Below are 13,403 nucleotides of genomic sequence, written 5' to 3'. Positions count from 1 at the left end.
GATGCCCCCCTTATGTCCCGGATCCCATCATGGAGACATGAGTGCAGCGACCTTCACCCCAGCCCCCGGTCGCCCGTCCGGCGCGACCCCCCTGTCCGACGGGCACCGCCACCGCCTCGGCGACGCCCTGCGCGCGATCAAGGTCTTCGCCGTCGCCGCCTTCGACGTCGTCATCCTCGGCGAGTACGGCGAGGAGGCCGGCGTCCGCCGCAGGTGACCGCCGGCTCAGCCCTCCGCCAGCAGCTCGTCCGCGTCCATGATCCGGTAGGCGTAGCCCTGTTCCGCCAGGAACCGCTGACGGTGCGCCGCGAAGTCCTGGTCGAGGGTGTCGCGGGCCACCACCGAATAGAAGTGCGCCTGATGGCCGTCCGCCTTGGGACGCAGCACCCGGCCGAGCCGCTGCGCCTCCTCCTGGCGCGAGCCGAAGGTGCCCGACACCTGGATGGCGACCGTCGCCTCCGGCAGGTCGATCGAGAAGTTCGCGACCTTCGACACCACCAGCACGCTGATCTCGCCCTGCCGGAACGCGTCGAAGAGCTTCTCGCGCTGCGCGTTGGTGGTCTCGCCCTTGATCACGGGGGCGCCCAGGTGCTCGCCCAGCTCGTCCAGCTGGTCGATGTACTGGCCGATGACCAGGATCTGCTGCCCGGCGAAGCGCCGCACGAGCGCCTCCGTCACCTTGCGCTTCGTCGCGGTCGTCGCGCAGAAGCGGTACTTCTCCTCCGCCTCCGCCGTCGCGTACGCCAGCCGCTCGGCGTCGGTCAGGTTCACCCGGACCTCCACGCAGTCCGCGGGCGCGATGTACCCCTGCGCCTCGATCTCCTTCCACGGAGCGTCGAACCGCTTCGGGCCGATCAGGGAGAACACGTCCGACTCACGGCCGTCCTCACGGACCAGGGTCGCCGTCAGACCCAGCCGCCGGCGCGCCTGGAGATCCGCCGTGAACTTGAAGACCGGCGCCGGCAGCAGATGCACCTCGTCGTAGAGGATCAGCCCCCAGTCGCGCGAGTCGAACAGCTCCAGGTGCGGGTAGACGCCTTTGCGGCGCGTCGTCAGCACCTGGTAGGTGGCGATGGTGACGGGACGGATCTCCTTGCGCGTCCCGCTGTACTCGCCGATCTCCTCCTCGGTCAGCGACGTCCGCTTCACCAGCTCGTGCTTCCACTGCCGGGCCGAGACCGTGTTCGTCACCAGGATCAGCGTCGTCGCCTTCGCCTGCGCCATGGCGCCCGCGCCGACCAGCGTCTTGCCCGCCCCGCAGGGCAGGACCACGACCCCGCTCCCGCCGTGCCAGAAGTTCTCCACCGCCTGCTTCTGGTACGGCCGCAGCGCCCAGCCGTCCTCGTCCAGCTCGATCGCGTGCGCCTCGCCGTCGACGTACCCGGCGAGATCCTCGGCGGGCCAGCCCAGCTTCAGCAGCGTCTGCTTGATCTGACCGCGCTCGGAGGGGTGCACGGCGACCGTGTCCGGGTCGATCCGCACCCCGACCAGCGGGGCCACCCGCTTGGAACGCAGGATCTCCTCCAGCACCGGCCGGTCGGTGGTGGTCAGCACCAGCCCGTGCGCCGGGTCCTTGCTCAGCGTCAGCCGGCCGTAGCGGTCCATCGTCTCGGCGATGTCCACCAGCAGCGCGTGCGGCACCGGATAGCGGCTGTACTGCACGAGCGCGTCCACCACCTGCTCCGCGTCGTGCCCGGCCGCCCGGGCGTTCCACAGCCCCAGCGGCGTCAGCCGGTAGGTGTGGATGTGCTCCGGCGCCCGCTCCAGCTCCGCGAACGGAGCGATGGCCCGACGGCACGCGTCGGCCTGCTCGTGGTCGACCTCCAGGAGCAGAGTTTTGTCGGACTGGACGATTAGGCAGGACACACATACCTCCGGAGATAAGGTCGTCTCATGACAGAACCAACGCCTGTCACAGCACGGGCTATGCCCCGTGCCCGACGCCGGAAGGGCGTCCCGGCCAGCGCGCCGGGGATGCGCGCCGCTATCTATGTTCGCCTATCGCGCGAAACCGACGAGACGACTTCGCCTGAACGCCAGCGCGCGGCCTGTGAAGCGTTGTGCGAGGCACGCGGCTGGGAGGTCGTGGCCGCCGAGGAGGACATCGACGTCTCGGGCTTCTCGCGTGGGCTCGACCGGCCGGGACTGCAACGCATCCTGACCAGGCTCGCCGAGCTGGACGTGATCGTGTTCTTCAAGATCGACCGGCTTGCGCGCTCGACGGTCGACTTCGCGGAGATCATGCGACTCGCTGAGCACCAGAGCGTTGCGCTCGCGTCGGCGACGGAGCCGCTCGACCTCACGTCGTCCATGGGCCGGGCCATGGCGAAGGTGATCGCGGTCTTCGCCGAGCTGGAGTCCGACACCATCGGCATGCGGGTGTCCAGCGCGCACGAGCACCTGCGCCGCGAGGGCCGCTACACCGGCGGTCGGGTCCCGTACGGGTACATGGTCGTCCCCAACCCCAACGGGGCGGGCAAGGTCCTTGCCGTCAACGAGGACGAAGCCAAGACGATCAAGCGGATCGTGGAGCGGGTCCTGACCAAGGACTCGCTCATGCAGATCATCAACGACCTCAACAAGGAGGGTGTCCCGTCGCCCGGCCACTCCTCACGCCAGACCACGGGCAAGCGCAGCGACTCCAAGCAGTGGTACACGACGACGCTGCGGAGCTTGCTGGGCAACCCCCAGTTGCTCGGCCAGGTAATCGAGGACGGAAGGCCGATCCTGCGGACGGACGGCCTGCCGCTGGTCAACCGGCCGCCGATCCTCGACACGGACACCTGGCAGATGCTCCAGGACGAGTTGGAGCGCCGGGCCAACCCAGGTGAGAAGCGCCGGGAGGGGACGTCGCTGCTGCGCGGCATCATGCACTGCGGAGTCTGCGGCGAGCGCATGTACACCTTCAGCGGGCGCAACGGCCAGCTCCGGTACCGGTGCATCGGCCCCCTGAAGTACCGCCAGCGGGCGGCCAGGGGGGAGGAGAAGCAGGGCGTGAAGTGCTACGGGCCGACCGTGGCGGGGGTGACCACCGAGGAGTACGTCACCGAGCAGTTCCTCACGAAGTACGGGCACCTCTCCGTGATGCGGATGGTCCAGGAGGTGGGCGAGGACTTCCGGCCCCAGATCAGACAGGCTGAGGAAGCGTTGGCCGACCTGCAAAAGGATCGCTACGACCGGGGCCTGTTCAAGGGCGACGACGGAGCGATCCGGTACGCGGAGCAGTACGCCAAGCTGGAAGAGCGACTGGTGACTCTGAAGGAGAGGCAGCGAACGGCGAAGCCTGGCGGAGTGAAGGCGGAGCCGACCGGAGAGACCCACGCCGAGCAGTGGAAGCGCTCGGACGTGGCTGGTAAGCGAGATCTGCTGTTGAACGCGGGCGGCTACGTGGAGGTGGCACCCGCGCGGCGTGGCGGCAAGAAGCTGGACACGTCGCGTCTATCGGTCTACTTCGGCGAGGAGGGGCACATGCGGCGGGCGGCAGCGGCGAAGGAGAGCGAACGGGAAACCGAGGTGGCTGACAGCCAGGTCTGACGCGAAGCACTCGGCACACGCAGGGCGCCCCCACCTCGTCGGCGGATTCTCGGGGTCCTCGCAACACCTGATGGCTTATGCGGCCGTCAGTAGATCACGCAGGCGCTCGGCTGGGGTTCTCCAGCCGAGCGTTTTGCGTGGCCGGCCGTTGAGTTGCTGGGCAACGTGTTCGAGGTCTGCGGGACTGTGCGCGGAGAGGTCGGTGCCTTTGGGGAAGTACTGCCGCAGCAGGCCGTTGGTGTTCTCGTTCGATCCGCGCTGCCAGGGCGAGTGGGGGTCGCAGAAGTAGACTGGCACGCCGGTGGCCACGGTGAACTGCTTGTGCGCGGCCATCTCGCAGCCCTGGTCCCAGGTCAGCGAGCCACGCAGGTGCTCGGGCAGGGTCTGGATCAGCGGCACCAGCACATCGCGGACTTCCTCGGCCGTGTGCCCGCCGGGCAGATGTCCGAGCAGGACGTAGCGGGTGGAGCGCTCGACCAGGGTCACTATCGCGCTCTCGCTGCGGGGGCCGACGATCAGATCGCCTTCCCAGTGGCCAGGAACAGCCCGGTCCTCGACCTCCGGCGGCCGCTCGGAGATCATCACCATCTCGTCGACGAAGCGGCGAGTGCGCTGCTCCGGGCTGCGGTGGGGCTTGCGGCGGGTGCGTCCGGTGCGCAGCGCCAGGGCGACCTCGCGGCGCAGTCCGCCGCGGGCCTGGACGTAGATGGCCTGGTAGATCGTCTCCGGACTCACGCGCATGCTCTCGTCGTCGGGGAACTCGATGAGCAGAGCGTGGCAGATCTGCTCGGGCGACCAGCGTTCCTGGAGCTTGGCCGTAGCGAAGTCGCGCAACGCTCCTTCCCGGGCCAGCTTGGAGTCCTTTGGACGCGACCGGCTCTTCGCCCATGCCCGCTGGGCTTGGTGCGGCCGGTAGACGCCGTTGACCGCACGGGCGTCGATCTCACGCTTGACGGTGGAGGCCGGCCGGCCGAGTGCCCGTCCGATCGCGCGCAGCGAGCGGCCCTCACGGCGCATGTCGGCGATCAGCTCCCGCTCGGCCACGGTGAGGAAACGGGGGTGCAGCCCGGCCTCGACCGCGGCAACGGACGGCTTCGACGCGGCAGTAACGATGGTGATCACACCGGTCGTATAGTCGATCAGGCGGCCGTCTGCATGCAGGCGCGAGTGGCCGATCTGCCGGATCCCTTGGTCCCAGTCCCGAGCGGTGCGCTCGTGGACGCCGACCTGCGCGGCGGCATCGCGGCGATGGACTCCGGCCGCACGCAGCCGCTCGTACTCCGCCCGACCGGGATGCCCGGATGTGCCGGGCTTGCCGCGACCTCGGACACCGGCCTGACGGGCCCATCCGAACGCCGTATTGCGGTTCACTCCGACTGCGCGAGCGGCAGCGGTGATGCCGCCGTCCTCCCGATCCAGCGCCTCGAAGAACTTCGCCTTCAACACCTCAAAATCCACGATCCCCGCAACTCCCTGAACTCCAGGGTGTTGCGGGGATCAATAGAACCCGCCGTCCGTCAGGTGGGGGCGTCGCTGTCTGCGTTCAGGTCAGGCGGCGTGCTGGTCGGTGTTGCGCCAAGGGCCGATGACCTTGATAGAAGGGCGGCAATACGACAGCGCCGCACCGTCGCGGGTTGTGAACTCGACTGTCTCTGCGATCAGTTCGCAGAGGGAGTCCCCGCCCGTCTCGGACAGTGCCGTCCTGAGCGTGGGGACGGACTCTGCCAGGTCCCAAGAGGGAGAACTGAGGCGGAAGCCGCCAAGGGCATGTGCGTCGGCGAGACGGAACGAGAGTCGAGTACTGGGTTGGGGTTCATAGCGGGGTGCGGCTGTCAGCAGGCCGGCCTTGATGGATTCGGGGCCAGCGATGACGACCCGCATGGAGGTTGATCGGGGCAGCACTTCGAAGTGGTCGGCTTCGTGGCTGTCGGGGGACGGCGATTGCCTGCCGAAGAGCTGCCCGATGACCGTGGCGACTTCCGCAGTTCCGGTGGAGACACGCCAGGAGCCTTGGGCGCAGTGGAAGCGGCCGACGAACGTCGTCTTGCGGTTGATCATGAGAAATCTCCCTCCTGCTTGAGGCGTTGGGTGTGGGCGATGTCGTGGCGGACCTGGGCGGCGAGGAGCTCTTCACCGGGGCGGTAGCCGCTGCTGAGGTAGGTCCAGGAGGAGGCGGTGACGAGGGTGGTGTTCTCGTCGTCCACGGGGAGGCCGGCGCGGCTGCGGGTGGCTTCGGCTTGGGCGGTGCGCCAGGCCCGGCGTATGTCGCGGAGCGCGCCGAGGGTGGTCGAGTAGGCGCGCGACTTGCTGGAGAAGTGGCCGCGAAAGCCGAGCATGTGCGCCCACTTCCAGAGCTTGAGGTCGGCGAACTCCGGGAGATGGCCGAGCGCCCAGGCGGTACGGATCATCTGCCGGGCGTGCTGCTGGACGGGGAGGCTGGCGAGGGATTCGGCTTGGCCGGTGCCGTCGCAGTCGGCGCAGAGGTCGCGGAAGCCGTCAGGTCCGCGTACGTGGCCGCGTCCGGCGCAGGGGCGGCATACGAGGGTCCGGTCCACGGTTCCCGCGCCTTCAGCGTTCTTGGTGGCGTACTTGGCCACGTATCCGGCGACTTTGGCGTCCGTGAGTTCGCCGTCGCCCAGGGCGGAGATCTCGTCCACCTTGAAGCGGTCGCCCCAGCGGATGACGCGTTCGCCGACCGCGTCCGACTCGACCGTGAGCCGGGCCCGCTCGACCGCCAGGCCGACGGCGACCCGGAGGGCGTCGAACGTGGCCCAGGCAGGGGGCGAGGTGGTGTGGCCGTCGGGACCGTCGAAGCGGACGACCGCGTGGAAGTGGACCAGGCCGCGTTGTTGGTACTCGGCGACTTTGGCGAAGGAGACGCGGAGGGCCGCGTTGAGTGCCTTCTGTGTCATGCCGAGGTGCTCGGCGAGGGCGCGGCGCAGGTAGGTCGTGAAGCGTGCCCACAGGGCCCCGGCGTGGGCGTTCCACAGAACGGCGCCGGTGTAGTCGTAGCTTGCCGGGCGGAGTGGGGTGCCGAGTTCGGGAGCGTCCTGGGGGTGGCTCTCGCCGCACGCGCAGGGGCGGGGCTTGCCCACGTTGGCCGTAGGACGGTTGTGGACGGGGCCAAAGGAGGGGGCGGTGAGGGTGACGAAGGCGCGTGGGTGGTCGCGGACGGTTTCGGCGACGTTCTTGCCGCCGGACAGTCCGGCCTTGATCAGGTGGTAGGTGTCGGCCGCGTAGAGGCGGGAGCAGGCGGGGCAGCGGGAGGCGCGGCGGTTGCCGCAGGTGGTGAGGAGGCGTCCGGAGGGTTCGTCCTCGGAGCGGTAGGAGCGGACCACTTGCTTGGTGGTCTGGTCGGTGGTGACCGTCCAGCCGTGGAGGTTGACGGGACTGGTGCAGCCGCGAAGGTTGCGGACCTGTTCCGTCACGCGGTCGAAGTCGTCGGTGTTGGCCAGTTCGACCAGGTCCCGCAGGCCGGGGCTGATGACGTGGCGCAGGTCGAGAGGGCGGCGCATGGGTGGCGGGGTGTCCCTTCTGGCGCGAGGGTGAGACCTGCGGGCAGCAGCGATTCAGTGCGCTCGGGCTGCTGCCCGCAGGCATGGCGGATCGGGCCCAGGGTCGGGCAGTGGTGGAAAGTGCCGGAGGGCCGGCGGAAAGGGCGGAGCTCTACAGAGCGGCGTGCAGCGCGGTGGCCATGGGCAGGCCGATCCCGAGTCGCGTTTTGAGCTGGGCCGCCGTGATCGGTTCGCCGTGCTCGGTGTGGTGGGACGTCGCGATGGAGCGTGCTTCGGTCAGCAGCGGCTCAGGAACCTTGACCGCAGGCGCAGCGGGAGCCGGGGCGATCTGAGGAGTGATCGGGGCCGGGGCCGGAAGGGTGAGGGGCACCGAAGGGTGGGAGGCCTCAGTTGCCGTCTCGGGCTGCGAGTCGATCTCGTCCAGCACGGGAGCCGATACGGCGGGGCGCGCAACGGTGTGGAAGGCGCGCAGGAGCTGCGGGCCGACGGAGCCCCAGCCGAGGAGGAGCAGCGGGGCCACCGCGTCGACGGCGGCACGGCCGTAGTGTCCGGCGACGATCGGTTCAGCGACGTTGAGGGCGAGGGTCAGCAGTCCGGAGAAGTGCATGAGACGGGTGCCGGCCGTCATCTGGTCTGCGGGCAGGCCACGCAGGGAGAGGTAGCGGAGCGCGACCAAGAGGCCGACCACGGACAGGTCCACCATCGGGGCGATGAGCGGTGCGATCGGGCCGGGGACACCGAGGCGCAGGGCGAGGGACCAGACGTTGCCGAAGGAGAAGACGAACGCCAGCGCGGCAATGACGATCATGACGGCCGTGATGGTGCGCTGAGTGATCCGGTCTTCTGTCATGAGTGTTCACCTCCTCTCCGGGGTGAGGGGAGCGTGCGAGGGCGGTAGGGCGGTCTGCTCAGACGTCGAGCTTGGTCAGGTCCACGTCCGCCAGGCGAAGGCCGAGGAAGGCTTCCAGGAGGACGGAGGGGTCGGCAGTGAGGTGCGCCGTCCGTTCGGCGACGCGAGCCGCTTCCGCGTCGGGCACGTAGGGCGTGCGGATGCGGGTGAAGCCGGGTTGCGACTGATGGTTCATCGAGGCGACGCCGACGTAGGTGGGGTCCTGGAGGTTGATCGGGTTGGCATCCGGCCATTCCCGAATCTCCTCACCGAGCGCGGCCACGGAGGCTTCGGCGGTCTTCTGGGCGAAGCTCAAGCCGACGGGGCACACGTCGCGGATGAAGGTGGGGATCGCGTCGCCGGTGGACTTCTGAGTGGTGAGGATGACGAGCAAGCCCACGGACCGGCCCTTCTTCACCAGGTCTTCCACGAGCCGCGCGTTCTCGGCGGCGAGCGCGGCCAGCTTCTTCGTCTGCTGGTCGCTGCCCTTGTGGTCGCGGAAGTAGGTGTGGGCTTCGTCGACGATCAGCACGACCAGGGGCCAGTGCTCGGACGGCCCGACGTCCCACATGGACTTCACGCCGAGCATCTGGCGCACTGAAGCCGACCGGGCACGTCGGAGTTCCACCAGGTGCCGGAACAGCTTGTTGGCCTCTTCCAGGTCATCGCCCACGAAGGCGAACATGCGTTGGACCCAGTCCGCGTAGTCACCTTCGTAGGCAGCCGACACCTTGCCGTCCGCGCAGGCGAACTGCACTGCGGGCGAGGGCGCCCAGTCGGAGAGAAGCCGGTTGATCAGACTGGTCTTGCCGAAGCCGGGAAGGCCGGCCACGGTCACGCCCGGCACCTGCGTGAGATTCACGGACACGGGTTGCGCGTACTCGTCCAGGCCCAGATCCCACCGGGCTGTCTCCTCCGGTGGTTCACCTGTGGGGTGGTGTTCGGTGGGGAACTTCAGCGGGTCCAGTCGTACGCCCCGGATGAGGACCTGCCCAGGCTTGTCCTGGGTGACCGCCACCCGTGTGCACCGCCAGGCGTCCGCGAGATGCGGGCCCGCTTTCTGGAACTGCTGGAGCCCGACGCCAGGCAGACACTGAGCCCGCGCGATCACTCCGTACGCGTCGTGCTTCACCTTCAGGGTGGGGATGAGGACGCGCGGCTTGATGGGCTTGCCGCTTGTGTTCGCCAGGGACGCCAGCGCGGTCGGTGTCTTGTCCGTTGCCGAAAGCTTGAGCATCGGCGCGAGCCGCTTCCAGCCCCACCGCACGCGTACGGCCTGCCGTATGGACTGGCGGGTCATGGCATCGGTGCGAACGTAACGGACTACCCACCAGGCAGCCCACCCAACGAGCACGGCGAGCACCAGGACGACGACGAGCGGGACGTGACCGAGGATGCCTTCCGTGGGGGCGTTCGGATCCTTCATGTGCAGTTCTCCAACGGGTTGTAGAGGAAGGCCCCGAGGGCCGATGCGAGGGCCGCCCGATCGGCGGAGGAGCCCAAGCGGGGGTAGCCGTAGCCCACGAGCACGCCCGCCACCGAGGTCACGAGCGATTCGGTGAACCGGGCATCCGGCCCGGCGTGAAGCAGCGGGTAGCTGCGCTCAGCGCCGGACCGGGAGGTGGTGACGCTCACGCCGCTTCAGCGTCCGGGGCCACCAGGTCCAGCCGACCCGCGCGGTAGGCGATGCCGTCCGAGAGCGAGCCGTTGAAGATCCGCGCCCAGGGGGTGGCGAACAGTTCCACCGGCATGACCGGGACACCCGGTCGGAGGCCGTTGGGCAGTCCGGTCTCCGGAACGGTGATCTTCAGAGCTTCGGCACGGTCCTCCTCCATGAAGAAGAGGGTGATCGTGTAGAGCTTCGCGCCGGTCTCACGGTCGGTGGCGAACTGCGTCTTCTCCTGGTCCGCGTACTTCGGCACCGGCAGGGTGCCGACCATGAACGACGAGGTGGGGAGCAGACCAACACGGATGCGTGCCATGGGAGTTGATTCCTTTCGGTTGCGCTCCACCAGAGCGGTAGGGCGTGATCACCATTGAACGTAGCTGACCTAGCAGTGTCAAGTGAATCGGGTGAGCTAGGTATCAGCTGACATAGGCCACCTATGTCAGTGGGGTGTGCTAGGGGTGCTAGGAATCGCTACTCTTGGGCCATGAGCCCCGCGCCAGAGAGCAAGCAGGACCGTCGGCCGCCGTATCAGCACGCTGCCGACGAGCTTCGGCGCGACATCTTGCAGGGGCGGATCAAGCCGGGCGAGCAGATGCCGTCCATTCGCGAGCTGCAAGAACGCTTCGGCGTGGCCAACATGACCGCGAGGTCCGCACTCAATGTGCTGCGCGATGAGGGCTTGATCTACACGATCCATGGGCGGGGCAGCTTCGTCGCGGACCACTCCGCCGGCGGGGAGCTCTCAGGGAACTACACCGCTCCAGCCTGGTACTTGGCGAACAAGGGTGAGAGCCCCGGCCGGGCGGGGCAGGGAGAGGAACCCGACGACTCCGAAGCTGCCGAAGGCGTCGGGACCACCCTCGCCGAAGTACTCACCGCACTACGTGACGAGATCCGTGTGCTCAGCGCCGATCATCAGGAGCTGCGTCGCGAGGTCGAGGAGCTGAAGGCAGCAGGGCACTCGAAGTCGTAGCCCTGAGTTGGGCGACTTCCTCTCGCAACTCTCTCGTCTCTCCACTGAGGCGAACGACCATGGCACGCATCTCACTGATCAGCACGAGTACCTGATCCCTGTCCCCGACGTGAATGCTGGTCGACCCCATCTCGTTGTCCGGTATGCGCTCGGTCATTGCTCCCCACTTGCAGCCGCGCCGTCGTCTCGTGCCGCAGTTGCCCGAACCGTCAGGACTTGCCCTGCCACCCGTTGTTCTCCCAGGTTGATCGACTGCCGGGCTGCGGCGCTGTTCAGAGTTTCTTTACTGGATCAAGGCGGCCCGCCTACGGCGGTCCGCGCGCGCTGGCGGCCGGGGGCCGCCGCCGCTCCCTGTCTCCGCCACCGCTGCGCCGGCCCCCGGCCACTCAGCGCGCAACATCGCCGAGACGGACAGCCAGAGCAGGAAGCAACCCGACGAGCCCGAGCGCCAGGACCAAGCTGAAGACAGAGCGGCGGCAGAGCGCACGGCCACCGTCCCTTCCGGGGAAGCCCGGAGGCGAGCCAGGCCCTGTCCGTTCGTCCACAACGCTTCAGCAGGTGGGACTGCGGATCGTGACGCATCGAGGCAGCGTGGCTGAGATCCGGCCGGGGTTCCTGGAGGCACACGTGACAGGTGCTCGTTCGGCGAACCCGCCGCCGTGGCTGACTTTCCGTGGCGGCGGTCAGAACTGGGTCTCATCTGACGAACTTCATTCGCGTCTCACTCCAACTCAGTAGGCGAGCAGGCTGGGTTGTAGCCGCACCCGTGTTCGAGCACGCCGACCACCCCGGTACCATCGGCACCGGGGTCCTGATCAGGGCTTCCACGACCGGACCACCCGGAATGCTGTCCAGGCTGAGGGGTGGTCCGGTCTTTTGCTTTTCGGCCGCCGCCGCATGCGCAACCGCGGGGCGAGCCGGCTCCGAGATCAGCTCAAGGCTTTGCCCACCTCGTAGATCGTCGGCCGGTCCTCGGGGGCATGACTGAGCATCGCGTCGATCAGGTCGCCCAGGTCACCCAGCGCCTTCACGGGACGACGCCGGCCGTTCGCCACCGCTTCTCTCTGGACGGCGCGGGGGGCGTCGTCCGGGTATTCGACAGCGCGCCAACCAGTGGCGGAGATGAGCAGGGAAGCGCCGAGGGCGTAGACGTCGGCAGCCTGCGTCGGCTCAGCCTCTCCGGTGGCGAGCACGCTGCGGGCGATCTCCGGTGCTTCGTAGTGGACGAGGCAACCGCGGAACGGGAAGTCGTACCCCTGGGGCACGTGTCCGCCATGGGCGAGGGCAAGGTCGATGAGGTGCGTTCGTTCCACTCCGATGATGAAGTGGGCGGGCTGCACGTCTCCGTGAGCCCAGCCCCTGCCGTGAAGTTCGGCGAGGGCTTCGACGCATCCCAGGGCGACACCGGTGTGGGGTGCGATCACGGGGTCCGGTTCTCGGCAGGGCTCCCACAGCCGGTAGAGGTCCGGTCCTTCATGCCAGGGCTGGAAGTTCCAGGTGCCGTGTTCCCACTCGCCGTAGGCGATCTCGTCGAAGCCGAGGCGATGGAGCACGGCGCCCTCGCGTGCCGGCGCGAGGGCGGTCCAGGGCTGCGCGGGCCAGTCGGCCGTGGCCTCGATCGGATAGCCGACCTTCACGGCGTAGTGACCCCGAGGGCCGAACACCTCCCACACGGTGGAGCCGCGCCGGTTGACGACCAGGCGTCGCGCGTTCGGCATGAGCGCGTCGAGCACAGCCGTCGGTACTTCATGGATCGAGCAGGCCAACGTCGTTGTTCTCCTTCCGGACGAACGCGGCCGACCCCGAGTCCGGGCCGGCCGCGTCCCTGATGTCAGGTCCTAGTTCTGACCGTAGGGACGGCCGCAGTCCGAGTCGCACTGTGCGAGGTTCGTGCCGTCGACGGTCCACAGGTCGTCGAAGACCGCGAACCCGGCGGCCTTCATGGCACGGGCCGAGGCTGCGACCTTCTCCGGGTCGCGGGCCCCGCCACCCGGCTTCGGGTTGTGGTGGAGGAAGCGGCCCGCGTGCCGCTCGCACAGCTGGGCGTACTCCTTGGTGTGCAGGATGAGCGCGTGGAGGCCGAGGTCCACGTCGTCCGACGGGACCATGGGAACGGTCGCGGTGGCCGCCGTGACCACGAAGGCCACTGCCTGGTCGGCGATGCGCTCGGCGCGCTCGGCCGACTCGCCGTCGTGGGTGATCACGAAGTGGGCGAGGCTCTCGAACAGCTCCTCACCCGCGACCGCGCGGCCGGTCTTCTGCACGTTCGCCGTTGCTGTCATGTGCCGTCTCCTCATGTGAAGTGGTGCAGGGCACTTGCCTGGGCCGCCTCGATCGCCGAGCTCGACTCGAAGGTGATCGACAGCGGAATGGAGGCCGCCCCGAACGGGGACGGGGAGCCGTATGTGGCACCCGCTCGGGGCGGCCGGTCTAGTACTGGCCGGTGCCGAGGGCCATGCCGATCACCAAGCCGCACGAACCGCTGATGCAGATGATGAACAGGACCCCGGCGTAGCGACCGACGGCGCGCATCACAGCCCGACCCGACTGTTGCCGTTCCTCGCGGCCAGACGTGCGCTCAGCTCTTCCCGAGCGCTGAGGGCGACGACGCTGCCCGGCATGGCATCCCACTCCCTGCCGCCCCGGACGGGCCGCATCTGCACGCGGCCACCGACGTCTCCCATGACGACGCCGATGCGTCCGCTGGCACTGTCCTTCGCCAGTTCGCCGATGCCTGGCCTGGTCTGCTGTTTGCTCGCCATGCCGACGAGCTTCCTGCCGACCGGCAGGACGTCGGAACCACCGACAAACACCACTTCGGGA

Annotated in this window: 14 protein-coding genes; 3 read left to right on the top strand and 11 right to left on the bottom strand. The window is 68.5% G+C overall.

The window, feature by feature from the left end:
- The first annotated feature begins 37 nt into the window (after positions 1-37).
- Positions 38-217: a hypothetical protein gene (locus OG802_RS16045; protein WP_329411216.1), complete on the top strand. Its 180-nt coding sequence runs from the start codon at positions 38-40 to the stop codon at positions 215-217.
- An 8-nt stretch (positions 218-225) separates the two neighbouring features.
- On the opposite strand, the gene OG802_RS16040 is transcribed toward OG802_RS16045, so the two are convergent.
- Positions 226-1,866 (bottom strand): DNA repair helicase XPB, encoded by a 1,641-nt coding sequence (locus OG802_RS16040; protein ID WP_329411215.1) that lies wholly within the window; start codon positions 1,864-1,866, stop codon positions 226-228.
- 27 nt (positions 1,867-1,893) lie between these two features.
- Between OG802_RS16040 and OG802_RS16035 the strand changes: the two genes are divergently transcribed.
- Positions 1,894-3,534: a recombinase family protein gene (locus OG802_RS16035; protein ID WP_329411213.1), complete on the top strand. Its 1,641-nt coding sequence runs from the start codon at positions 1,894-1,896 to the stop codon at positions 3,532-3,534.
- 75 nt (positions 3,535-3,609) lie between these two features.
- Here OG802_RS16035 and OG802_RS16030 read toward each other — a convergent pair whose 3' ends face one another.
- From OG802_RS16030 to OG802_RS16000, 7 genes are all read right to left on the bottom strand, one after another.
- Positions 3,610-4,803 (bottom strand): IS30 family transposase, encoded by a 1,194-nt coding sequence (locus OG802_RS16030; RefSeq protein ID WP_329416962.1) that lies wholly within the window; start codon positions 4,801-4,803, stop codon positions 3,610-3,612.
- 279 nt (positions 4,804-5,082) lie between these two features.
- Positions 5,083-5,592: a hypothetical protein gene (locus OG802_RS16025; RefSeq protein WP_329411212.1), complete on the bottom strand. Its 510-nt coding sequence runs from the start codon at positions 5,590-5,592 to the stop codon at positions 5,083-5,085.
- Entirely contained in the window at positions 5,589-7,049 is a 1,461-nt protein-coding gene (locus OG802_RS16020) for a replication initiator (RefSeq protein WP_329411211.1), read from the bottom strand. Before OG802_RS16020 ends, OG802_RS16025 begins: the two co-directional genes overlap by 4 nt.
- Positions 7,050-7,200: 151 nt before the next feature.
- Complete coding sequence (locus OG802_RS16015) at positions 7,201-7,899, bottom strand: DUF2637 domain-containing protein (protein WP_329411210.1); 699 nt, start codon at positions 7,897-7,899, stop codon at positions 7,201-7,203.
- 58 nt (positions 7,900-7,957) lie between these two features.
- On the bottom strand, positions 7,958-9,364 hold the full coding sequence (locus tag OG802_RS16010; RefSeq protein ID WP_329411209.1) for a cell division protein FtsK: 1,407 nt from the start codon (positions 9,362-9,364) through the stop codon (positions 7,958-7,960).
- Positions 9,361-9,573, bottom strand: coding sequence for a hypothetical protein (locus tag OG802_RS16005; protein WP_329411207.1), 213 nt, complete (start codon positions 9,571-9,573; stop codon positions 9,361-9,363). The genes OG802_RS16010 and OG802_RS16005 overlap by 4 nt, the downstream gene beginning before the upstream one ends.
- Positions 9,570-9,920 carry an SCO3933 family regulatory protein gene (locus OG802_RS16000; protein WP_329411206.1) on the bottom strand — a complete coding sequence of 117 codons (351 nt, stop codon included), beginning with the start codon at positions 9,918-9,920 and terminating at the stop codon, positions 9,570-9,572. The genes OG802_RS16005 and OG802_RS16000 overlap by 4 nt, the downstream gene beginning before the upstream one ends.
- 171 nt (positions 9,921-10,091) lie before the next feature.
- Between OG802_RS16000 and OG802_RS15995 the strand changes: the two genes are divergently transcribed.
- Positions 10,092-10,580, top strand: a complete 489-nt coding sequence (locus OG802_RS15995) for a GntR family transcriptional regulator (protein WP_329411204.1) — start codon at positions 10,092-10,094, stop codon at positions 10,578-10,580.
- Positions 10,581-11,509: 929 nt separating this feature from the next.
- Here OG802_RS15995 and OG802_RS15990 read toward each other — a convergent pair.
- The 3 genes from OG802_RS15990 to OG802_RS15980 all read right to left on the bottom strand — a co-directional run bounded on the left by OG802_RS15990 (position 11,510) and on the right by OG802_RS15980 (position 13,342).
- On the bottom strand, positions 11,510-12,298 hold the full coding sequence (locus OG802_RS15990) for a protein kinase (RefSeq protein ID WP_266681900.1): 789 nt from the start codon (positions 12,296-12,298) through the stop codon (positions 11,510-11,512).
- A 120-nt stretch (positions 12,299-12,418) separates the two neighbouring features.
- Complete coding sequence (locus OG802_RS15985) at positions 12,419-12,862, bottom strand: glycine-rich domain-containing protein (RefSeq protein WP_329411202.1); 444 nt, start codon at positions 12,860-12,862, stop codon at positions 12,419-12,421.
- 249 nt (positions 12,863-13,111) lie between these two features.
- Entirely contained in the window at positions 13,112-13,342 is a 231-nt protein-coding gene (locus OG802_RS15980; protein ID WP_266681896.1) for a hypothetical protein, read from the bottom strand.
- Between the last annotated feature and the right edge of the window lie 61 nt (positions 13,343-13,403).

This window comes from Streptomyces sp. NBC_00704, from assembly GCF_036226605.1.
Classification (GTDB): domain Bacteria; phylum Actinomycetota; class Actinomycetes; order Streptomycetales; family Streptomycetaceae; genus Streptomyces.
Note: the sequence above shows the minus strand (reverse complement) of the source record. Positions and strands in the feature narration are given on the sequence as shown.